Raw genomic sequence first — 22,183 nt, 5'->3', positions numbered from 1 at the left:
CGACCCGGGCGAATGTGGGGTCAGTCTACTGCGTGGACACAGTTCCGGCAGTAGTTGACCTCGATAATGGGGTGGTACAGGTCTTCAATCGCGTACAAGTTGGCACGGTATTCTTCCGGCGTCGTATTGCCATGGGTCACCACGGCGGCAACCAGTGTCCATGCTCCCTGTCCGACCGACCAGACATGCAGGTCGACGATGGTGGTATCGTCGTGTTTGCGTAGTTGTTCGAGTGCTGCATGGCGGATCGTATCGGGGCCTTCCCGATCCAGCAACACGCCGGAAGTCTGGCGCAGCAGCCCCCAGGACCAACGCAGAATGATCAACGACGCGATCAATGCAATTGCCGGGTCCAGCCAGGTCCACTCCCACAGCCAGGCAGCGGCCAAGCCCGCAATGGCGGCGACGGAGGTGAGGACATCGGCCATGATGTGTACCAGAGCTGCACGCAGATTCGAGTCCTCATGATGTTCGTGTGCATGTTCACTGTGGCTGTGGCCGTGATGGTGCTCGTGCTGGCCGGACAGCAGCCAGATAGAGAGCAGGTTTACTGCCAAACCAATGATCGCCACGATCATCGCTTCCTGGGGCATGAGTTCGGTTGGTGTCAGCAGCCGATGAATCGACTCGTAAATCAGCCAGAGTGTTGAGACACCCAGTAGCAAAGCACTGGTATAGGCGGCCAGATCGGCAATCTTGCCGCTGCCCAGACTCAGACGGCGATCGTGAGCGTGGCGGCGCGATAGATAGTACGCGAGTGCGGCCAGGCCTAATGCCATTGCATGCCCGGCCATGTGAATACCGTCAGCAAGCAGTGCCATGGAGCCGGTAACAAGACCGGCGATCACTTCTGCCAGCATGGTGACCAGTGTTAGCAGAGTGACCAGAGTGGCGCGCTGTTCGGCCTTGCGCTTGTGTCCTTGACCGAAGTCGTGCGGATACTGAAGTTGATCTGCCGTCTGACATTCCAGGGAGGAGGGGGGCTGTTTGGACATGACAACTCCGAAAGTCGATTACACAGGTGAAGCTCACGAGTGTATCAAGGATTCGGGTAAAGCGAGAGGCGGTAGCAGGAGGGGAAATCGGGTGCCCGAACGCAATTCGGGCACCCAAGGAATCAGCTCATGCGGCTGAGCAGAAACTCCAGCGCGGTATCGGCCGCAATATCCTGAGACTCGGCGTCACGGCGACCCTTGTATTCCAGTGTGCCGTTTTTCAGGCCACGATCGGAGATTACCAGTCGGTGAGGCAGTCCCATCAGCTCCATATCGGCAAATTTGACGCCTGGGCGCTCCTTGCGGTCATCCAGTAGTACATCAACACCCGCCTTGCGCAGCGCATCGTAGAGCTCATCCGACTTGGCGCGCACCTCTTCCGACTTGTCGTAGTTCAGCGGAACCAGTGCCACCCTAAAGGGCGCTAATGCCTCTGGCCAGATAATGCCGTTATCGTCATGATTCTGCTCGATAGCAGCAGCCACCACGCGTGTTACGCCGATGCCGTAGCAGCCCATGCTCATCACCGTGGCCTTGCCGTTTTCATCCAGCACGGTTGCGCTCATCGCTTCGGAGTATTTGCGCCCTAGCTGGAAAATGTGTCCAACTTCGATACCGCGACGGATCTGGATGCGGCCCTGGCCACATGGGCTTGGGTCACCTTCGACCACGTTACGGATGTCAGCCACCTGCGGGGTGGGCAGGTCACGTTCCCAGTTGATGCCGAAGTAATGTTTGTCGTCAACATTGGCGCCGGCGCCAAAGTCAGACAGTGTTTCAACGCTGCGGTCGATGATGCAGGGAATCGGCAGGTTGACCGGTCCAAGTGAGCCGGGCCCGGCACCAATGACGCCACGAATCTCGTCATCTGTGGCGAAACGCAGGGGAGCCTCAACGCCGTGCAGTTTTTCGGCTTTCACTTCGTTCAGCTCGTGATCACCTCGCACCAGCAGTGCGACAAAGTCAGCATCAATCTCATCGCTTGCCGCCACGATCAGTGTCTTGACCGTCTTCTCAATCGGTAGGTTGAACTGCTCTACCAGCTGAGCAATGGTTTTGGCGTTGGGTGTATCGACCAGCTGCATCTCTTGCGTCGGGGCCTGACGCTGGCCCAGTGCCAGTGCTTCAGCCATTTCGATGTTGGCGGCATAATCACTGCTGTCGGAGAAGGCGATGTCGTCTTCTCCGGACTGAGCCAGAACATGGAATTCGTGTGACGAATCACCGCCAATAGAGCCGTTGTCGGCCAGCACGGGGCGGAAGTCCAGCCCCAGGCGGGTGAAAATGTTGGTGTACGCCTGATGCATGATTTTGTAGGTATCGACCAATGAATCCATATCGGCGTGGAAGGAGTAGGCATCCTTCATGATGAACTCACGCGAACGCATGACACCGAAGCGAGGACGGATTTCATCACGGAATTTGGTCTGGATCTGATAGAAGTTCGTTGGCAGCTGTTTGTAGCTTTTGATTTCGCGGCGAATCAGGTCGGTAATCACCTCTTCGTGTGTCGGGCCGACACAGAACTCGCGGTCATGACGGTCACGCAGACGCAGTAGTTCGGGGCCATACTGTTCCCAGCGGCCTGACTCCTGCCATAGCTCAGCAGGTTGAATGGCGGGCATCAGCACTTCCTGAGCACCGGCAGCGTCCATCTCTTCACGCACAATGCGCTCCACCTTGCGCAGGGTGCGCAGGCCCAGCGGCAGCCAGCTGTAAAGGCCGGAGGCGACTTTGCGAATCAGCCCGGCACGCAGCATCAGCTGGTGGCTGATCACCTCGGCGTCAGAGGGAGTCTCTTTCAGGGTTGCAATCAGGTATTGGCTAGCTCGCATCGATATGCAGTCCGTTTCAGAATGAAAATGGCCCCCATTTTAGGGGGCCGGGCGCAGGCTAACAAGTGTTCCGGTGTCAGGCTGCCTGACAGTGTTGTTCGACAAACTGGATAAGAGCGTCAAGCTGGTGTTCGTTAAACACCGGCAAGCCGTTGCGAATCAGCTCATCGGCCGCCACACCGGGGGCGTTTGTGAGCTTGCCCGTGAAGCTGCCATCGTAAATTTCCTGGTTGCCGCAGGAAGGGCTGCGGGCTTTCATCAAGGCGCAGCAACAGTCATGTTTGTGTGCAAGTTCAAGCGTTTTCTCGGCCCCGCTGAGAAACTCAGGAGTTACATCGTCCCCGGTGCTGGTTGTGATCAGGATGGGAAAGCGGGTCTGGGTCTCAGCCGGGGGCCGGGGAGTTGGCAGGCCACCAAGGGTTTCTGGGCAGACGGTTACCAGTTTTCCCTGCTGTTGCCAGCGCTTGAGGATCGGGTGGTCAAGCAGATTGTCGCGGCCGTCATAGCGCACCTTGGCCCCGAGCAGGCAGGCGCTGATCAAAACTTTACTCATAAATACTCTGCACAATCGTGTTTATTGTTATTTTAGCGCGCGTATTTTACCGCTCTGTTGCAGTCAGGGCCAATACCACCAAAGTCAGGACTGCATGATGCAGTCCACCAGGTAGCGCTGTCGCTCCGCAAGTCTGACCGCATCGTTGTTCAGTTTCAGTGTTAGCGCGGCGTCAGCCACCGTACGCTGAGCGCCTTCACTGATAAGCTCGATCTGTTGGCTAACCTCACGCACGACACTGCTTTGCTCTTCGCTGGCACCGGCAATGCGAGTGGCCATATCACTGATCAGCTCTATCGCCCCAAGAATTTTTGCCAATACAGCACCGGTCCCCTCGATCTGTTCAACACTCTGTTCCGATAGGGTGCGCTTTGCATCCATGGCGGAGACAATGGCGCCTGTTTGTTGTTGCAAAGCGCCTATCATTTTTTGAATTTCCCCGGTTGCCTGCTGGGTACGCTGTGCCAGCTGGCGAACTTCATCGGCCACAACGGCAAAACCACGGCCGTTCTCACCAGCGCGTGCGGCCTCAATCGCGGCATTCAGGGCCAGAAGGTTGGTCTGTTCGGCAATATCACGAATCACATTGATGATGGAGCCGATCCCTTGGCTCTGCTGCTGCAGGGCCGCTACAGAATGGGTTGTGTCCGCAATCGAGTCAGCCAGGCTGCGGATGCCGGAGACCGCTGCATCTACGACCTGTTGCCCCTGGCGGGCGCTGGACTGTGCAGCCTGGGTCTGATCGGCGGTGTTGGCGGTGCTGGTGGTCATCTCTTGAATCGTGGAGCTGATCTGATTCATGGCGGTTGCCAGTTGAATAAGTGAAGATTGCTGCTCCTCGATTTCATTGCAGGTGCGGCTCATCACATCGATGCTTTGATGCGCCCCACTGAGGACTTCTCCCGAAGCGTTTTGCATCCGCATCAAAACCGAATCCAGCTGAGACTGCAGCATCTGCAGGCTCAGACCCAGCTGACCAATATCGTCATGGGTGCCGGTATAGATCATCTGCTTGATGGGGTGGTTGACCAGTGTGCGACTCTGTTGCACCAGGGAGCGCAGCGGCTTGCATAGCCAGGTTGTGCTGATAAAGAGCAGCAGCAGGGTAGTGGCGACTGCAGCCCAGTAGAGAGGCTCGGACATATACTGCCAAAGCCCAAGCAGTAACATGGGCAACAGGCAGAGACTTTGTGCCATCCAAAGCCGTCCGCGCAGATCCGGCAGGGGCCAGCGCAGTGCAAGCGGCATTTTGCCCTGGCGGCGCAGGCGATAGATGGTGGCAGCCCGTTCGGTCGCGATTCTGGGTGGAATACGGAAAATGCATTGGCACTCGATAATGCGCCCCTGCTCTATGACCGGGATGACATAGGCGTCGAGCCAGAGAGGGGAGCCATCACGGCGGGCCAGTTGCAGCATTCCCATCCAGGGCTTGCCTTTGCCAACGGTACTCCAAAGGTCCTTGATCGGTCCTTCGGGCATTTCATTGTGGCGCAGGGATTGGAGCATCTGCCCTGTTAATGACGGGCGCTCATGGCCACTGTATTCGATAAAGGCGTGGCTGGCTTCACGAATTTCACCCTCGGGGCCGATGACGAGAATCAGGTTATTATCCTGGGGCTGGGTCTTATTATTCTGTTCCATATTGATCCGCTGTTGGCTGGTCGATTGGGGTACGGACCCTGCAAATTACAGGCCACCCTGAAGATCGATTTTGACCCTTGATTGCAACGAAAAATAGCCATTCAGTGCAGCATTTGGTCACTTCATGCAGTTGCATAGTGATGATTTGATCAATTTGGTCAGGAAGGTTTACGTCAACGACAAGCAGTTATATATTCGGGATATCCCTTAAGGGAAACTGCTGCTTCCCGGCTCCGATAATAAAGATAAAAAGAGGGGAATACCCATGAGTAACCAGGCTTACAAGCCATTCTATGACCAGTTTGATGCCCAACAGCTGGCCGCCCGGATTCTTCAGGGCGACCTGACCCAGGGGATCAATGTCTGTGTCGAAATCTGCGACAAATGGGCGTCTGATCCCGACCGAATTGCGCTGAACTACCAGGGTGTAGAGCGCCCCCCCGAAAGCTGGAGCTTTGCCAGGCTGAAGGCTGAATCGGCCCGTTTTGCCAACCTGTTGTCGCAACAGGGTGTTGGCAAGGGAGACCGAGTGGCCGCGCTGTTACCGCGTACGCCGGAGCTGCTGGTGGTGATTCTGGGCACGCTCAAGGCAGGAGCGGTATATCAGCCGTTGTTTACAGCCTTTGGCCCCGGTGCCATCGAATACCGTCTGGACAAGGCCTCAACCCGTCTGGTCGTAACCGATGACCAGAACCGTTTCAAGCTTGATGACGTTAAAAACTGCCCGCCCATTGTGCGCGTAACAGCTACCGGGCCAGACAGTCATCAGGATATTGACTATCACGGCAGCCTGGCGGCCCAGTCGGAGCAGTTTGAGCCTGTGCTGGTGGGCGCCGACGATCCGATGCTGCAGATGTTTACCTCCGGTACGGTTGGCAAGTCCAAGGGGGTTGCTGTGCCGGCGCGTGCGCTGCTTTCATTTCATGTCTATATGACCTGGGCGATTGATCTGAAACCTGAGGATCAGTACTGGAATGTTGCTGACCCGGGTTGGGCCTATGGGCTCTATTACGCGGTAATCGGCCCACTACTGTTGGGCGCGACCACGCACTTCAATGAGAATGGTTTCACCCCCGAGACCACCTATCGCATGATCCGTGAGTACGGCATCACAAATCTCGCGGCCGCTCCAACGGCCTATCGTATGTTAATGGCGAACGATCATGTCCTGGCCAAAGATGAGCAGCTGGGACTCAGGGTGGCCAGCAGTGCAGGTGAGCCACTTAACCCCGAAGTGATTAGTTGGGTGGGGCGCCGTCTGGGTTGCCCGGTAATGGATCATTATGGCCAGACTGAAACCGGGATGACCTGTTGTAACCATCATGCCTTGGAGCACCCGGTACGGGTAGGGTCCATGGGCTATTCATTGGCAGGCCATCGCGTGGTTGCACTCAACGGTGAGTATGAAGAGGTGGGGCAGGATGAAACCGGTCAGCTGGCCGTTGATGTTGAGCACTCCCCGCTGTTTTTCTTCCAGGGCTACACCTGGGGCGAGAAGGATCCTTTCCATGGTCGTTACTATCTGACTGGTGATGTGGTGATCAGCCTCGGCGATGGCAGTTACTCCTTTACCGGGCGTGACGATGACATCATCACGACGGCTGGCTACCGTGTGGGGCCGGCGGATGTGGAGAGTACCTTGCTGGAACACCCAGCGGTGGCGGAGTCCGGCGTGGTAGGCAAGCCAGACAGTTCTCGCGGGTCCGTGATCAAGGCCTATGTGGTGATTAAGCCGCAGTACGACCCCGATGAGACACTGGCCGATGAACTCAAGGAGCTGGTACGAAATCGGCTGTCGACCCATGCCTTCCCGCGTGAAATAGAGTTTGTGCAGGAGCTGCCGAAAACGCCCAGTGGCAAAATACAGCGCTTTATTCTGCGTAACCAGGCGCGGGAAGAGGCTGATCAATAAGAATATGATAAGGAGTGACCCGATGCAGGTCATGGATTTTGATGAGATGCAGCTGTTCCTGCGTGACCATTTTCCGCAGGGGGAGCAGTATGGTCGGTTGGATTCTTTGGGCGATGGTTGGGCCGAAATGAGACTGGCAGTGGGTGATGATCATTTGCGACCCGGTGGTACGGTTTCAGGCCCTACCATGATGGGATTGGCGGATGTGGCGTTGTATGCGGCACTGCTCAGCCGAATTGGCCCGGTCGCCCTGGCTGTGACCATCAATCTCAACATCAATTTTCTGCGCAAGCCCAAAGCCAATGTGGATCTGTTGGCCCGTGCCGAAATGCTGAAGGTGGGCAAGCGGCTGGGGGTGGGTGAAGTTTATATCCGCTCCGCCGGTGAAGATGACCCGGTGGCCCACGCGACCATTACCTACTCGATTCCGGAGGGGGCATGAGTTCAATTCAATGGCACGATGAGCAGGTCGAGCTGAGTGAAGGTGTGAAGCTGCAGCTGCGTTGGGGACGCCAGCCATCCGGTAAAGGAAGGCCTGTACTTGTGCTGCTGCATGAGGCGCTGGGTTGTATCGACATGTGGAAACGGTTTCCACAGCAGTTGGCTGAAGCGACGGGGCTGGATCTGCTGGTTTTTGAGCGTCGGGGGTATGGCCGCTCAACACCCATTACGTTGCCGCGCCCGGATGATTATCTGCTGCAGGAAGGACAAAAATGGCTGCCGCAACTATTGGACCGGCTTGGGCTTGATCAGGTGATTCTGTTTGGCCACAGTGATGGCGGCTCCATTGCCATGATTGGTGCTGCCAGCTGTCCCGAGCAGGTAAAGGCAGTGGTTACGCTGGCGGCTCATATCTATGTGGATCACCTGACGCTGGCCGGAATAAAAGAAGCGGTGAAGCGTTACCATGGCACCGATCTGCCGGAGCGCCTGGCGCGCTATCATGGTGATCGGACAGATCTTATTTTCCGCGCATGGTGCGAAACCTGGCAGCGCCCGTCCTGTTATCAGGCCTTGAATCTTCGACCGCAGCTGGCCGAGATCCGCTGCCCGTCACTGATTATGCAGGGCGATCGGGATGAGTATGGTGTGCCAGAGCAGGTGACTGACAGCTGTGCGGCCATTGGCCCGCAGGCCGAAGCTGCGTTCATTGCTGACTGCGGCCATGTGCCCCACTTGGAGCACCCTCAGGCGGTGATCGATCGCACGCGCGTCTTTCTGGCTGAAGCTGGATTGGTCTGAGCCCTAGAGCGCCAGTCGGCTGTGCATCTGCACCAGCTGTGCCAGACTTTCTGCCCTCATCTTGCTCATTACACGGGAGCGGTGAACTTCCACTGTTTTCGGGCTGATTCCGAGGGTTTCGGCAATCTCACGGTTGGAGTTACCGGTCACCACCAGCTCCATCACCTCACGCTCGCGCCGGCTCAGCGTTTCATACAGCTCCTGCAGCTCTCGCTGTTCGTTCTGTTCGCTGAAACGCTTGCCGGCTTCGGCCATCGCCTTGTCGACCAGGCGTAGCAGCACCTCGTCATCGAATGGTTTCTCAAGAAAGTCGAGAGCGCCGTTTTTCATGGCGTTGACGGCCATGGGTACATCACCGTGGCCGGTAATGATGATGACCGGCAGACGAATGTCACGCTCCAGCATCAGTTGCTGCAATGCCAGACCGTTGATTTCCGGCATGCGAACATCCAGCAGCATGCAGCCGGAGCGGCCGTCGTACTGGTCAAGAAAGAGTTGCGCCGACGCGAAGCTCTCGACGTTGTATGGGGTGGACTCCAGCAGCCACTGCATGGAATCTCTGAAGTCCGCATCGTCATCGATGATAAAAACGGTTGCCTGTGAGTTGGTCATGCCTGCCCCTTGAGCGGGAGTTGAAAGTGAAACCGGGTGCCACTTTGACCATCGCTCTCAACCCAGAGCCGGCCACAGTGGCTTTCGATAATGGTATGTGAAATGGACAGCCCCATGCCAAGCCCGTTTTCCTTCGAGGTGATAAACGGCTCAAACAGGTTGTCCAACTGGGCCGGGTCGATGCCTGGCCCCTGGTCGATGACGCTGACCGTAATACGTTTGCCTTCGACTCGGGTCCGAATGGTAACCGGCTTGGGGCTGATGTCAGAGTCGCTGTAGGCTTCGATCGCGTTGCGAACCAGATTGAGCAAAACCTGCTCGATCTGAAGGCGGTCGGCTTCAAGTATGGGGTTGTCGGGGTCGAGGTCGAAGTCGAAGCGGATGCTGTTGTCGAGCGCTTCCTGATTGAGGAATCGAGTTACCTCGATGCAGGTCTCATTGACTGGGAAGCTGACACGCTGGAACTCGGTGCGACGGACAAATCGACGCATGCGCTTGATGATTTCGGAAGCGCGCCTGGCCTGGGCCGATATCAGTTCCATGGAGCGAGTAACCTGAGTCAGCTCTGTGATCTGGCCTTCTTCGAGCCTGCGGAAGGTGCCGTTGCAGTAATTGATAATGGTCGCCAGCGGCTGGTTGATCTCGTGAGCCAGCTCGGTGGCCATTTCACCGACCGACAGCAGGCGTGACATGTGAGCCATTTCCAGCTGCTGGCGCTTTGCCTTTTCTTCCGCCTTGCGCTTGAGCGTAATGTCGCGGGCAATGATGGAGTAGTACTCCACCTGCATGTTTTCGGCACGGTTGCGGTGGGCAATGATTTCACGAATTTCAGCGATGCGACCGGGGTTGCCGGCCGGGTAAAGCGGGATGCTGCCGTACCAGGTCCCGTACAGGGCAGCATGTTGCAGCGCAGGCTCTACCAGTGTGTGCAGCACATCCTGCGGGAACAGCTGGTTAAGGTAGAACACCGCCAGATTTTCGCGTTCGGCACCGAAGGTGCGGTAGGCCGTTTCATTCATGTAGGTAAGCTGCAGCGTGCGGTGGTTGCAGAACAGGATAATGTCCGAGGATGCTTCCACGACTCGCGCCAGTCGTCGGGTCGCTTGCTGTGCCAACTCACGCTCGGTGACATCGCGGGATACGCAGATAATCTCGACAGGGTGTCCAAGCTCATCACGAATGGTGCGACTGGTGGTTTCCAGCCAGATGTAGTGGCCGTCCCGGTGCTGAAAGCGGTATACATTGGTATACATGCCGCGGCGATAGCGAACTGAATCGGCTCGTTTCTTCAGGTTGTCGGCATCGTCCGGGTGAAACAGGTCATAACCCGAGGTGCCGATGATTTCGTCCGCACGATAGCCCAGCATGCGCTCGATGGCAGGATTAACATCGATGAAGGTCCACTCGGGCGTGGGTGTATGGCGCGAAATCATGTCGGTGGACTGTTCGGCCAGCAGACGATAACGGTCCGCTTCCTGCAGACAGCGCTGCAGTTCCTGCTCAAGTGGTTGCATGCATTTTCCTTATCATTTTGCGCATCTTGGCCGGCACAATCTTATGATTTTAGGTCCTATTGTGTAATAAGGGAAAATACGTATCATGAGATGACTGGATGGAATCAAATCAACCGAGGATGGCTCCCCAAAGCACTGGTGGAGAGGAACCTATAATGACAATGAATAACCATAATCCTTACGCGCTGGGACTGGATCAAAACCCGGCCAACTACGCCACACTCAGCCCGCTGAGCTTCATTGCTCGCACTGCTGCGGTGTATCCAAACCGAACCGCTGTGGTGCATCATAAAGTGCGCCGCAACTGGGCCGAGACTTACAGCCGCTGTCGCCGTCTCGCCAGCGCACTGAGCCAGCGCGGCATCAGCAAGGGTGATACGGTTGCCGTCATGGCACCCAATCTCCCGGAGGTGTTTGAAGCTCACTTCGGAGTGCCCATGTGTGGCGCAGTGCTGAACGCACTGAATGTTCGTCTTGATGCTGAAGCGATCGCGTTCATTTTGCAGCACGGTGAAGCCAAGGTGATCATCGTGGACCGTGAGTTCTCGGACGTCATTGCCAAAGCCATCAAAATCGCACGCATCAATCCGATCCTGATCGATATCGATGATCCTTCCTACGAGGGTGGCGAGTTGATCGGCGAATGCGATTATGAGGCTTTCATTGGCACAGGTGACGCCGAGTATGAATGGCAATTGCCCGCCGATGAGTGGGATGCCATCACGCTGAACTATACCTCTGGCACCACCGGCGACCCCAAGGGCGTGGTCTATCACCACCGTGGCGCCTACCTCAATGCGATCAGCAACGTGGTGTCATGGAACATGGGCGACCAGCCCATCTATCTCTGGACCCTGCCGATGTTTCACTGCAATGGCTGGTGTTTCCCCTGGTCCATTGCTGCGGCTGCCGGTGTCAGTGTCTGCCTGCGTCATGTACGGGCAGATGATATCTACCACCTTCTCAAGACAGAAAAGGTGGACCACTTCTGCGGCGCCCCCATCATATTGAACATGCTGAACAATGCCTCTGATGAGCTCAAATCCGGTATTGAGCATCAGGTGAAAGTGATGACGGCAGGTGCAGCGCCGCCTGCCTCGGTTATCGAAGGTATGGAAAACATGGGTTTCAGTGTGACTCATGTGTACGGTTTGACCGAAACCTATGGCCCCTGTGTGGTATGTGCCTGGCATGATGAGTGGAATGAAAAAACGGTTAACGAACGTGCCCGATTGAAATCCCGTCAGGGCGTGAAGGCACCGATGCTTGAAGGGTTAATGGTCGCCAACCCCGATACCCTTGAGCCTGTGCCGCAGGATGGTGAAACCATCGGCGAAATTTTCATGCGCGGCAACCTGGTGATGAAGGGCTATCTGAAAAATCCGACAACCACTGATAAGGCGTTCGAAGGTGGCTGGTTCCACTCCGGGGACCTGGCTGTCTGGCATGCCGACGGCTATGTCGAGATCAAGGATCGCTCCAAGGACATTATCATTTCGGGCGGGGAAAACATCTCCAGCATTGAGATCGAGGATGTACTCTACCGTCATCCTGCAGTGATGGAGGCGGCTGTCGTGGCGCAGCAAGACGAGAAATGGGGTGAAATTCCCTGTGCCTTCGTCACTCTTAAAGCAAATGCTGGTGAGCTTTCTGAAGCAGAACTCATTCAGTTCTGCCGTGACAATATGGCGCACTTCAAGGCACCCAAACGCGTGGTGTTCTGCGAACTGCCAAAAACCTCAACCGGCAAGATCCAGAAATTTGTTTTGCGTTCACAAGCAAATCAAAAATAATGAGCAGGATCAAAAAGCTGTAGCAGATTGAAGCCGCCTTTTGGCGGCTTTTCTGATAATGTTGGCCCTTCCCTGAACCCGCCGTGCTCGGTAAGGTCCAATATGGCGATTAGAAAAGGGATTTTGGGAGTGCCAAATGAAGGAAAGAACCCGAGCTAAGGTTGCGGCAACCGTTGCCGCCGCCACTCTCAATACCCAAGTACTCAAGGTGACTGACTTGGATGAGGGGACTGTTTATCGCATTCGCGCCCTGATGCGCCATGGACGTGTTGATGGGTTTGATTGCCACTCGGAGCACCATTTCAAGGGCATGAGCAGCCATTCGATGAATTTTTATGACTACGAGGCGAAGGCTCATGTGCATTTGAAATTGGTCGGAAGCAAGATACTCGGTTATGACCTCGCAACCGAAACCGCATTTAATGGCCAAGTGCACGGCCGTCTGATCAATCTGTATGACTATGAAACCGAGCAAACCTACCGTTTCACTGTTTAATGAGGGCGCCTGACTCTGATCAAGCGCCCTCATGTTTTCAGCTTTCCCGGCGATCGACCATGAAGGTGCCTTCGCCCGTGGCAACCAGTGTTTCGCCTACATGCACGTCAGTTCTGCACTTGACACGACGACGACGTTCATCAATTTCGGTTACAGTCAGGCTTGCACGCGCCGTGTCACCGATATGGACCGGCGCCTTAAACTTCAACTGTTGATCCACGTAGATCGCCCCTGGCCCTGGCAGTCGTGTGCCTGCTACGGTGGAGATCAGTGCTGCACTGAACATGCCGTGTACGATACGCTGCTTGAACGGTGTGGTTTTAGCGTATTCATCATTGATGTGAATCGGGTTGTTATCACCGGAAATACCGGCAAACAAAATCACATCCGCATCGGTGATGGTCTTGGCATAGGAGGCGCTCATACCCACTTCGAGGTCTTCCAGATAGTAACCGTGCAATTCCTGCATCTCATGATTCTCTTGTTGGCTTTTGGAGTGAGGCTGATTGTAAACCCGGGTTGACAGTATAAAAGGACCATATGAAAGTTTTCCTGCTTATCAAACCCGTGCTACATGCTAGAATAAGTGTATTCCCTTATAAGGACCGGTGCCACTGCCTGTGAGGCACAAACCGGTATGGCTGCTTCAAACGATTAACGAGAAGGTATCCAATGGCTGATTACAACGCACCACTGAAAGATATGAAGCTGACGCTTGACCATGTTGCGCGTATGCCTGAGCTGGCGCAGAAACCGGGCTTTGAAGATGCATCGGCCGATATGGTCGATGCAATTCTGGATGAGGCTGCTCGTGTGGCACGGGATGTTGTGGCTCCGAGTAACTGGGAAGGAGACCAACAGGGTGTGCAGCTGAAGGATGGAAGTGTCGTCTGCCCGGAATCGTTCAAGGAGGCCTATCAGCAATATGCCGAGGGGGGCTGGGGATCACTCCAATTTGACCCGGAATACGGCGGTCAGGGCTTGCCGTTTCTTCTGTCTATTCCGGTGATGGAAATGTGGCACTCTGCCAACATGGCGTGGGGCCTGTGTCCGATGCTGAGTCAGGGGGCGGTTGAGTGTCTGGACCTGAACGGCAGTGATGAACTCAAGGAAAAGTACCTGCCCAAACTGGTTAGCGGTGAATGGACAGGTACCATGAACCTGACCGAGTCCAATGCGGGCTCTGACCTGTCGGTTGTTCGTGCCAAGGCGGAACCCGAGGGTGATCATTATCGCGTCAGCGGGGAGAAGATTTTCATCACTTGGGGCGACCACCAGATGGCTGAAAACATCATCCACCTGGTGCTGGCGCGATTGCCTGATGCTCCCGCTGGCGTGCGCGGTATTTCGCTGTTTTTGGTGCCCAAGTATCTGGTCAATGAAGATGGCTCCCTCGGGGGATTGAATACGGCTGGCCCTCTGTCTCTCGAGCACAAGTTGGGCATTCATGCCTCGCCGACTTGTGTCATGGGTTTTGATAATGCCGTTGGCTATCTGGTTGGTGAGCCGAACCGAGGTCTGGCCTGCATGTTTACCATGATGAACAACGCGCGTTTGAGCGTGGGGTTGCAGGGTGTTTCCATCTCGGAGCGCGCCTACCAACAGGCATTGCAGTATGCATTTGAGCGCATACAGGGACCGGCCGTCGGGACGAAAGAACCTGGCCCGATCATTCGGCATGCTGATGTGCGACGCATGCTCCTGACCATGAAGACCCTGACCGAAGCTGGTCGAGCCATTGCCTACGATGCCTGCGGCAGTCTTGATTTCGCGCTCAAGGCGGATACCGAAGAGCAGAAGGCGCTTGAAAAGGCTCGTGCCGCTCTGCTCACGCCCATCGTCAAAGGCTGGTGTACCGAAGTGGCTCAGGAGGTGACCTCGCTGGGTGTACAGGTACATGGTGGGATGGGATATGTGGAAGAAACCGGCGCCGCACAGCACTTCCGCGATGCCCGTATCTTGCCGATCTATGAGGGAACCAACGGTATCCAGGCACTGGACTTGGTGGGTCGAAAAACCTTGATGGACAAGGGCGAGGCACTGTCAGCACTGTTACAGGAGATGCGCAGTAGCGTGGCCGCATGCGACCCGTCTCTGACACCTCAGGCAAAACAGCTTGAAGAAGCGATCACGGGGCTTGATCGTGCCCGTGAACAACTGCTCAAGGGTTCGGTGGATGACGAGCAGTGGGCCGGTGCCGTGGCGTACAACTTCATGATGCTGGCAGGCTACGTCTGCGGTGGTTGGCAGCTTCTGCGTCAAGGGAACGCTGTGGTTCGCCTGATGGCTGAAGGTGAAGATGACCCCTATCTGCAGGCAAAACTGGAGAGTGTCCGTTTCTACATGGCACAGGTGCTGCCACGCTGGAAAGGGCATGCCGACATGGTGGCTGACGGCAGTCGTTCCATCATGGCATTGTCTGAGGAGCTGTTCGCCAGCGCCTGGGAATAAATTTCATCCTGCAGGCAGATCCGGCTGGATCTGCCTCTTGCTGCAGGGCACAATCTGACACTTGTGGATATAACGATAAGGAACCACGATGTCTCATCAGGCCCAACGTCTGAAGGTTCTGTTTGCCGGAATTTTCAGTCAGATCCTCTGTATCGGGATTGCCCGATTCTCCTATACCCCACTGTTGCCCGTGATGCAGGAGCAGACCTGGATCGGCGATGCCGAAGGTGGCTGGATGGCTGCCATCAACTACGCCGGCTACATGTGCGGTGCCTTGATTGCGGCTTCATTGAGCGACCTTCAGCTCAAGGACAGACTTTACCGCATTGGCCTTGTCATGGCCGTTGTGACTACGGCAGCCATGGCATTGACAGAAAACATGCTGCTCTGGTCCTTGCTGCGTTTTCTTTCCGGTCTCAGCAGTGCCGGCTCCATGCTGATCGCATCCGGCCTGATTCTGAACTGGCTGATTCGCAATAACCATCGCAGCGAGCTGGGTATTCACTTTGCCGGTATTGGTCTGGGTATCATGTTCGCTGCCATAGTAGTGGAGATCATGCTCAGGCTGTCTCTGGGATGGGATGAACAGTGGCTCTGGTTTGCAGTGCTTGGGGTAGTGCTGGCTGCTCCGGCCTGGCACTGGATGCCAAGACCTGAACCCCTTGGCCTGGGCGGCAGTGGCCCATCAATGCTGGATCAGCCGCCGGGTAAACGCTTCATGTGGCTGATGATGATGGCCTACTTCTGTGCCGGTTACGGTTATGTGATCAGTGCGACCTTTATCGTCACCATTGTTGAGCGAGAGCCCGCACTGGCCGGCATGGGGCAGCTGGTATTTCTGGTGGTGGGACTGGCTGCGGCCCCTGCCGTAATGGTGTGGGACCTGATTGCGCGCCGAATGGGCTATCTGGGGGCGCTGTTGCTGGCCTACCTGATTCAGGTTGTGGGCATTGTCATACCGGCTCTGAGTGAGAGTCTGGCTGCTATTTTGCTGAGCGCAGTGCTTTATGGAGGAACCTTCATCGGTTGTGTCAGCCTGGTATTGACCATGGCGGGCCGGTTATACCCATCGAAGCCGGCCAAGTTAATGGGCAAGATGACCCTGTCCTACGGCGCAGCCCAGATTATCGCTCCGGCGCTGACCGGTATGCTGGCCGCGCAGAGCGGGGATTACAACACCGGCCTTTGGTTGGCCGGTGGGTTCGTAACACTGGGTGCCGTGCTGATACTGCTGTTGCGTTTCACCGACCGTACTGCCGCTGAGCTGGATCAGAGCAACCGCTTGGTCCGTGGCTGATTCAGGCGCTTGTGCTGTCGCAGGCTGACTGCCGCGGCAGCAGCCAGCGGCCGAGCACAAAGCCGCTGACGGCGCCGGCAAACATGATGGACACCATGGGCAGGGGAGTGCCGTCCCCCAGCAACCCGGTCAGAATCCCGCCAACCGCGCCGGTCGCGAAACCGCAGGCCCCGATCAGAGCCGTAGCGGTTGCAGCCGTGTGGGGGAAAAACTCACTGGTACCCGCCATCGCATTCGACATCACAAATCCCTGCATGCCGATAAAGAGCATCACCAGGACCAACACCATCCAGACGGGGGCGGGTGTCAACAGATACCCCAGCAACAGAGCGGTCGCTGCCAACAGTTGAACCTTTTGTGCACCTTGCAGCAACTGTTGAGGGCTAAAGCGGTGCAGCAAGCGAATATTGATGCGATTGCACAGCAGCAGAGTGACGATATTCGCTCCAAACAGAATTGGATACACGCTGGGTGATATGCCGTAGTAGCCGATATACATCCCGGGTGAGGCCGTGATAAAGGCAAACATGCCAGCGTAACTGGCCGCAACCGAACACAGGTAGCCCAGTGCATTTCGGTTTTGCAGCACACTCAGATAGTTGCGCAACGGGTTTGACAATGGGCCTTCGCGGGGTGCCAATGTTTCAGGCAGGCGCATGAACAGTGCCACGGAGAGAATCAGTCCATAACCAAACAAAAACATGAAAATACTGCGCCAGTCGCTGATCTTGAGAATCAGCGCCCCTATCACGGGCGCCAGCAATGGTGCCGCCATGATGATGCTGGCCATGCGGCTCATCGCCTGAGCGCTTTCGCGGCCGGAATGGCGATCCCGAATGATTGCCATTGAGTTGACCACGCTGATGCCGCCGCCAAAGCCCTGAAGAACCCTGGCCAGCCAGAGTGCATGCGCGGAATCTGCCAGCATGGCCCAGAAGGCGCCCAGCATAAAAATACTCAGGCCGGTAAAGACCGCTGTGCGTCTGCCGAAACGGTCAGAGTAGGGGCCGCCGAAGAGCTGACCAACGGCAAATCCTGCCAGGAAAAGACCGACGGTCAGTTCGATATCATGAACAATGACGCCAAGATCACTTGCAATCGCAGGAATGGCGGGCAGATAGGCATCCGTTGACAGCGGGGCGAGCGCAGTCAGTCCAGCAAGCATCAATATCAAACCCGGAATATGGGTGGTCTTGGGTGTCATTGAAGATCCTCATAACTGCAATAGCGGCGTGTTTGCACATGGGTCTTAGTGAGATGTGAAACCGTGCAAGGGAAGCAATCCGTGTGTACTCGGAAAGTGTAATATACATTACATAATATTGACCTGTCCATTGCGTTCGGTCGTGCTGACAGGGCAGCAGGCCTGATATAATGGCCCCACATTCAGACGCAGAATTTGCCATGAACAAAATGCAGCAGGATGAAAAAACAACGGCGTGCGGGCTGACCCCAAAAGGGCTGGAGCGACAGAAGCGCATTCTCGACGCCGCTCGGGAAGTGTTTCTGGAGCAGGGATACGACAATGCCAGCATCAACGACATCATGTGTCGGGCCGGTGGTTCGTTGAGTACGCTCTACAGGCTGTTTGGCAGCAAACTGGGGTTGTTTGAAGCTATGATGGAACAGACTTCAAACCAGGTGTTTGCTGCCTTTCAGGCATTTGAATGCTCAATCAAACGGCAGGAAACTCCCGAGCAGGCACTCAAGCGTTATGCGCGACTGCTGCTGGAGCGTGTTCTCTCACCTGAGGCTGTCGGCCTATATCGTCTGATCACCACCGACTGCAGTAGCGAGCGAGAGCAGATACAGCAGCTTTTCTATGCCCAGGGCCCCAAGCGTATCAACGAGAAGCTCGCCGGCTACCTGCGTGTTCAGGTTGAGCAGGGTGTGCTGCAGATTAATAATCCGGAACTGGCTGCCTTTCAGTTTGTAGACATGGTGAAGGGCCAGTTCCAGTTGAGAGCGATGCTGGGCATGACGATAACCGATGGCGAACTCGATGCAGCTGTAGAGCAGGCAGTGGATATATTTCTGCGCGGAACTACTCCGCGCTGATCCTTTCGCACAGGCCCGCCCTGATGCTGTTGCCAAAACCTCGAATAGGGTATCTTAGGCGCAATTTGTACCCGAACACAGATGGACACTGAATCCGCATATGATTATCAAACCGAAAATCCGTGGCTTTATCTGCACTACTACCCATCCTGTCGGCTGTGAGGCCAATGTACGTGAACAGATCGCATACACTCAGGCACAGGGCAAGATTGAGAGCGGCCCCAAGCGTGCGCTGATCATCGGCTCTTCCAGTGGCTACGGCCTGTCATCTCGCATCGCAGCGGCCTTTGGCAGTGACGCCGCAACCATCGGGGTGTTTTTTGAAAAGCCGGGCAGCGAACGCAAGACTGGCACGGCCGGCTGGTATAACGCAGCCGCTTTTGACAAGTTGGCCAAGGAAGCCGGACTCTATGCCAAGAGCCTCAACGGTGATGCCTTCTCACACGAAGCCAAACAGAAAGTGATCGACCTGATTAAACAGGATCTGGGTCAGATTGATCTGGTGGTGTACTCGCTGGCGTCACCGGTGCGTAAATTGCCGGATACCGGTGAGGTGATTCGCTCTGCACTGAAGCCGATCGGTGAGCCTTACCGCTCGACCGCCATCGATACCAACAAGGACGTGATTACCGAGGCCGAGATTGAGCCGGCTACCCAGGAAGAAGTCGATAACACCGTCAAGGTGATGGGCGGCGAAGACTGGGAACTCTGGATCAAAGCTCTGGAAGAGGCCGGTGTGTTGGCCGAAGGCTGCAAGACCGTTGCCTACAGTTATATCGGCACCGATATTACCTGGCCGATTTACTGGCACGGCGCCCTTGGCAAAGCCAAGCAGGATCTGGACCGCGCCGCTACCGAACTGAACAGCCAGCTTTCTTCGGCGCATCAGGGGCAGGCCAACGTGGCTGTGTTGAAGTCGGTGGTTACCCAGGCCAGTTCTGCAATCCCGGTCATGCCGCTTTATCTGTCCATGGTGTTCAAAGTGATGCGTGAGCAGGGTGTGCATGAAGGCTGCATGGAGCAAGTGCATCGCCTGTTCAATACCGGCCTGTACGGTGACACTGCCCAGATTGATGAAGGCAACCGTTTCCGCATGGATGATTGGGAGCTACGTGAAGATGTGCAGCAGGCGTGCCGTGATCTTTGGCCACAGGTTACCTCCGAGAATCTGTTTGATGTGACTGACTATCAGCTGTACAAGGATGAATTCTTGAAGCTGTTTGGTTTTGGCATTGATGGCATAGACTACGATGCTGATGTGAACCCGGATGTACAGTTCGACGTGGACGATATCTGATTTCAATACCCTTGTGTCGGTAACAGACTTTTCAAGCCCCGCTGTGAGTGATCACAGCGGGGTTTTTGTTTTTGCGCTCTGCAATGTCTGGCGTACATGGAGGGGCAGGCCGGTAAAGGCCAGCTTGAATCAGGCTATCGAGCGTAAACCCTATATTCAATACGGCTGTTATAGGCGCCTGCTATGGTGAACATAAAGATAATCAACCGTACAGAGTCGGTTTAGGCTGCTAAGTTGTAAGACAGACAATATCAAGGCAACACTCAACATCAAATCCAAAGGGAAGACTGATATGAGCCAGAATAATAATTCCACCGGCAAATGTCCGGTGATGCATGGTGCCAACACGGGAGCGTCTGACAGCGTCATGGAGTGGTGGCCCAAATCACTGAATCTCGACATCCTGCACCAGCATGACCGCAAGACCAACCCTCTTGGTGAAGAATTCAATTACCGCGAAGAATTCAAAAAGCTGGACCTGGAAGCGGTTAAAAACGATCTCAAGGCTTTGATGACTGACAGTCAGGACTGGTGGCCGGCTGACTGGGGCCACTACGGCGGCTTGATGATCCGTATGGCCTGGCACTCGGCCGGTACTTACCGTATCGCCGATGGCCGTGGTGGTGCAGGTACTGGCAACCAGCGTTTTGCACCGATCAACTCCTGGCCGGACAACGGCAACCTGGACAAGGCGCGTCGTCTGCTTTGGCCAATCAAGAAAAAATACGGCAACAAGCTCTCCTGGGCCGACCTGATAATCCTGGCCGGTAACATGGCCTACGAGTCCATGGGATTCAAGACCTTCGGTTTTGCCGGTGGTCGTGAGGATATCTGGCATCCTGAGAAGGATACCTACTGGGGCTCTGAGAAAGAGTGGCTGGCACCCTCCGGCAGTGAGGGCAGCCGTTACTCCGGTCAGCGTGATCTGGAAAACCCGCTGGCAGCTGTAATGATGGGTCTGATCTACGTTAACCCGGAAGGCGTTGATGGCAAGCCTGATCCGCTGAAAACTGCACATGACGTACGGGTTACCTTCGAGCGCATGGCGATGAACGACGAGGAAACCGTTGCCCTGACCGCCGGTGGTCATACCGTGGGTAAGGCACATGGTAATGGCGATGCCGCCAATCTGGGTCCCGAACCAGAAGCAGCCGGAATTGAGGAACAGGGTTTTGGCTGGATGAACCACAAAACCCGCGGTGTTGGTCGTGATTCAGTCACCAGCGGTATCGAAGGGGCCTGGACCAGCGAGCCGACCAAGTGGGACTACGGCTACTTCGACATGTTGCTCAACCATGAGTGGGAACTGACCAAAAGCCCGGCCGGTGCCTGGCAGTGGAAGCCGGTGGACATCAAGGAAGAGGACATGCCGGTGGATGTAGAAGATTCTTCCATCCGCTGCATGCCGATGATGACCGATGCCGATATGGCGATGAAGATGGACCCGGAATACCGCAAGATCTCCGAGCGATTCCAGAAGGACCCGGCATACTTCGACGAGGTTTTTGCTCGTGCCTGGTTCAAGCTGACCCATCGTGATCTGGGGCCGAAGAGCCGTTACCTGGGGCCGGATGTACCGGCCGAGGATTTGATCTGGCAGGACCCGGTCCCAAGCGTGGATTACACCCTGGACGATGCCGAAGTTACCGATCTGAAAGCGAAAATTCTGGCCAGCGGCCTGAGTGTATCCGAACTGGTTGCCACCGCATGGGACAGCGCTCGTACCTTCCGTGGTTCCGACTACCGCGGCGGTGCCAACGGTGCACGCATTCGTCTGGCACCGCAAAAGGACTGGGAGGGCAATGAGCCGGAGCGGCTGCAGAAGGTGCTCAAGGTGCTGGAAGGCATTCAGTCAGATCTTGGCAAGCCGGTCAGCATGGCTGACCTGATTGTTCTTGGCGGTACCGCAGCGGTTGAAAAGGCAGCCCGGGATGCCGGTGTAAATGTAACAGTGCCGTTCGCGCCGGGCCGTGGTGACGCCACGCCGGAGATGACTGACGGGGATGCGTTTGACGTGCTTGAGCCCCTGCATGATGCCTATCGCAACTGGCTGAAGAAGGATTATGTGGTTTCTCCCGAGGAGATGATGCTGGATCGTACCCAGTTGATGGGGCTCACAGCTCCTGAGATGACCGTACTGGTCGGTGGCATGCGTGTACTGGGTACCAACCACGGTGGCAGCAAGCATGGCGTGTTCACGGATCGTGAGGGTGTACTGACGAACGATTTCTTCGTCAACCTGACCGACATGAGCAACAGTTGGAAACCGACCGGCAAGAACAGTTATGACATCGTTGACCGCAACACCGGTCAGACGAAATGGACAGCGACCCGAGTGGATCTGGTGTTCGGTTCAAACTCCATTTTGCGCGCCTACGCCGAGGTGTACGCTCAGGATGACAACAAGGAGAAGTTCGTCAAGGACTTCGTCAATGCCTGGACCAAAGTGATGAACGCGGATCGCTTTGATCTGAAATAATTGTCTGG

Annotated in this window: 18 protein-coding genes; 10 read left to right on the top strand and 8 right to left on the bottom strand. The window is 55.8% G+C overall.

Annotation, left to right across the window (positions count from 1 at the left end; all coding sequences use genetic code 11):
• Positions 1-20: 20 nt before the first annotated feature.
• The 4 genes from dmeF to ABIE61_RS02380 form a co-directional block, all read right to left on the bottom strand.
• Positions 21-995: a CDF family Co(II)/Ni(II) efflux transporter DmeF gene (dmeF, locus tag ABIE61_RS02395; RefSeq protein WP_354406349.1), complete on the bottom strand. Its 975-nt coding sequence runs from the start codon at positions 993-995 to the stop codon at positions 21-23.
• A gap of 122 nt (positions 996-1,117) precedes the next feature.
• Positions 1,118-2,830 carry a proline--tRNA ligase gene (locus ABIE61_RS02390; RefSeq protein WP_354406347.1) on the bottom strand — a complete coding sequence of 571 codons (1,713 nt, stop codon included), beginning with the start codon at positions 2,828-2,830 and terminating at the stop codon, positions 1,118-1,120.
• Between the two features lie 76 nt (positions 2,831-2,906).
• Positions 2,907-3,383, bottom strand: coding sequence for a 2-thiouracil desulfurase family protein (locus ABIE61_RS02385; protein WP_354406345.1), 477 nt, complete (start codon positions 3,381-3,383; stop codon positions 2,907-2,909).
• A gap of 84 nt (positions 3,384-3,467) precedes the next feature.
• Complete coding sequence (locus tag ABIE61_RS02380) at positions 3,468-5,024, bottom strand: methyl-accepting chemotaxis protein (RefSeq protein ID WP_354406344.1); 1,557 nt, start codon at positions 5,022-5,024, stop codon at positions 3,468-3,470.
• A 265-nt stretch (positions 5,025-5,289) separates the two neighbouring features.
• Between ABIE61_RS02380 and ABIE61_RS02375 the strand changes: the two genes are divergently transcribed.
• Genes ABIE61_RS02375 through ABIE61_RS02365 form a run of 3 tightly spaced genes read left to right on the top strand, consistent with a single transcriptional unit; the run spans position 5,290 to position 8,178 of the window.
• Positions 5,290-6,936 (top strand): AMP-binding protein, encoded by a 1,647-nt coding sequence (locus ABIE61_RS02375; RefSeq protein WP_354406342.1) that lies wholly within the window; start codon positions 5,290-5,292, stop codon positions 6,934-6,936.
• A gap of 22 nt (positions 6,937-6,958) precedes the next feature.
• Complete coding sequence (locus ABIE61_RS02370; protein WP_091826981.1) at positions 6,959-7,378, top strand: PaaI family thioesterase; 420 nt, start codon at positions 6,959-6,961, stop codon at positions 7,376-7,378.
• Positions 7,375-8,178 carry an alpha/beta fold hydrolase gene (locus tag ABIE61_RS02365; RefSeq protein ID WP_206841243.1) on the top strand — a complete coding sequence of 268 codons (804 nt, stop codon included), beginning with the start codon at positions 7,375-7,377 and terminating at the stop codon, positions 8,176-8,178. The genes ABIE61_RS02370 and ABIE61_RS02365 overlap by 4 nt, the downstream gene beginning before the upstream one ends.
• Before the next feature lie 3 nt (positions 8,179-8,181).
• On the opposite strand, the gene ABIE61_RS02360 is transcribed toward ABIE61_RS02365, so the two are convergent.
• Both ABIE61_RS02360 and ABIE61_RS02355 read right to left on the bottom strand, forming a co-directional pair.
• Positions 8,182-8,790, bottom strand: coding sequence for a response regulator transcription factor (locus ABIE61_RS02360; RefSeq protein ID WP_206841245.1), 609 nt, complete (start codon positions 8,788-8,790; stop codon positions 8,182-8,184).
• Positions 8,787-10,304: a PAS domain-containing sensor histidine kinase gene (locus ABIE61_RS02355; RefSeq protein ID WP_354406339.1), complete on the bottom strand. Its 1,518-nt coding sequence runs from the start codon at positions 10,302-10,304 to the stop codon at positions 8,787-8,789. The genes ABIE61_RS02360 and ABIE61_RS02355 overlap by 4 nt, the downstream gene beginning before the upstream one ends.
• Before the next feature lie 155 nt (positions 10,305-10,459).
• Between ABIE61_RS02355 and ABIE61_RS02350 the strand changes: the two genes are divergently transcribed.
• Both ABIE61_RS02350 and ABIE61_RS02345 read left to right on the top strand, forming a co-directional pair.
• Positions 10,460-12,097, top strand: a complete 1,638-nt coding sequence (locus tag ABIE61_RS02350) for an acyl-CoA synthetase (RefSeq protein WP_354406337.1) — start codon at positions 10,460-10,462, stop codon at positions 12,095-12,097.
• 136 nt (positions 12,098-12,233) lie between these two features.
• Positions 12,234-12,593: a hypothetical protein gene (locus tag ABIE61_RS02345; protein ID WP_091826985.1), complete on the top strand. Its 360-nt coding sequence runs from the start codon at positions 12,234-12,236 to the stop codon at positions 12,591-12,593.
• 37 nt (positions 12,594-12,630) lie between these two features.
• Here the strand turns inward: ABIE61_RS02345 and ABIE61_RS02340 are convergent, their stop codons facing one another.
• On the bottom strand, positions 12,631-13,062 hold the full coding sequence (locus ABIE61_RS02340; RefSeq protein ID WP_091826986.1) for a MaoC family dehydratase: 432 nt from the start codon (positions 13,060-13,062) through the stop codon (positions 12,631-12,633).
• A 203-nt stretch (positions 13,063-13,265) separates the two neighbouring features.
• Here ABIE61_RS02340 and ABIE61_RS02335 point away from each other — a divergent pair, with 203 nt between their 5' ends.
• Together ABIE61_RS02335 and ABIE61_RS02330 are read left to right on the top strand one after the other, a co-directional pair.
• On the top strand, positions 13,266-15,044 hold the full coding sequence (locus tag ABIE61_RS02335; protein WP_354406335.1) for an acyl-CoA dehydrogenase C-terminal domain-containing protein: 1,779 nt from the start codon (positions 13,266-13,268) through the stop codon (positions 15,042-15,044).
• Positions 15,045-15,132: 88 nt separating this feature from the next.
• Positions 15,133-16,341, top strand: a complete 1,209-nt coding sequence (locus ABIE61_RS02330; protein ID WP_206841254.1) for a YbfB/YjiJ family MFS transporter — start codon at positions 15,133-15,135, stop codon at positions 16,339-16,341.
• A gap of 1 nt (position 16,342) precedes the next feature.
• On the opposite strand, the gene ABIE61_RS02325 is transcribed toward ABIE61_RS02330, so the two are convergent.
• Entirely contained in the window at positions 16,343-17,545 is a 1,203-nt protein-coding gene (locus tag ABIE61_RS02325) for a multidrug effflux MFS transporter (protein ID WP_354406334.1), read from the bottom strand.
• Between the two features lie 200 nt (positions 17,546-17,745).
• Here ABIE61_RS02325 and ABIE61_RS02320 point away from each other — a divergent pair, with 200 nt between their 5' ends.
• From ABIE61_RS02320 to katG, 3 genes are all read left to right on the top strand, one after another.
• Positions 17,746-18,399: a TetR/AcrR family transcriptional regulator gene (locus tag ABIE61_RS02320; protein ID WP_175527657.1), complete on the top strand. Its 654-nt coding sequence runs from the start codon at positions 17,746-17,748 to the stop codon at positions 18,397-18,399.
• Between the two features lie 100 nt (positions 18,400-18,499).
• Positions 18,500-19,696, top strand: a complete 1,197-nt coding sequence (fabV, locus tag ABIE61_RS02315) for an enoyl-ACP reductase FabV (RefSeq protein ID WP_206841257.1) — start codon at positions 18,500-18,502, stop codon at positions 19,694-19,696.
• Positions 19,697-19,988: 292 nt separating this feature from the next.
• Positions 19,989-22,175, top strand: a complete 2,187-nt coding sequence (gene katG, locus ABIE61_RS02310) for a catalase/peroxidase HPI (protein ID WP_354406331.1) — start codon at positions 19,989-19,991, stop codon at positions 22,173-22,175.
• Positions 22,176-22,183 lie beyond the last annotated feature (8 nt).

It is taken from the genome of Marinobacterium sp. MBR-111 (assembly GCF_040547585.1).
GTDB classification, from domain to species: domain Bacteria; phylum Pseudomonadota; class Gammaproteobacteria; order Pseudomonadales; family Balneatricaceae; genus Marinobacterium; species Marinobacterium iners.
The sequence above is the reverse complement of the archived record's forward strand: the minus strand, read 5'-3'. Positions and strand labels throughout refer to the sequence as shown.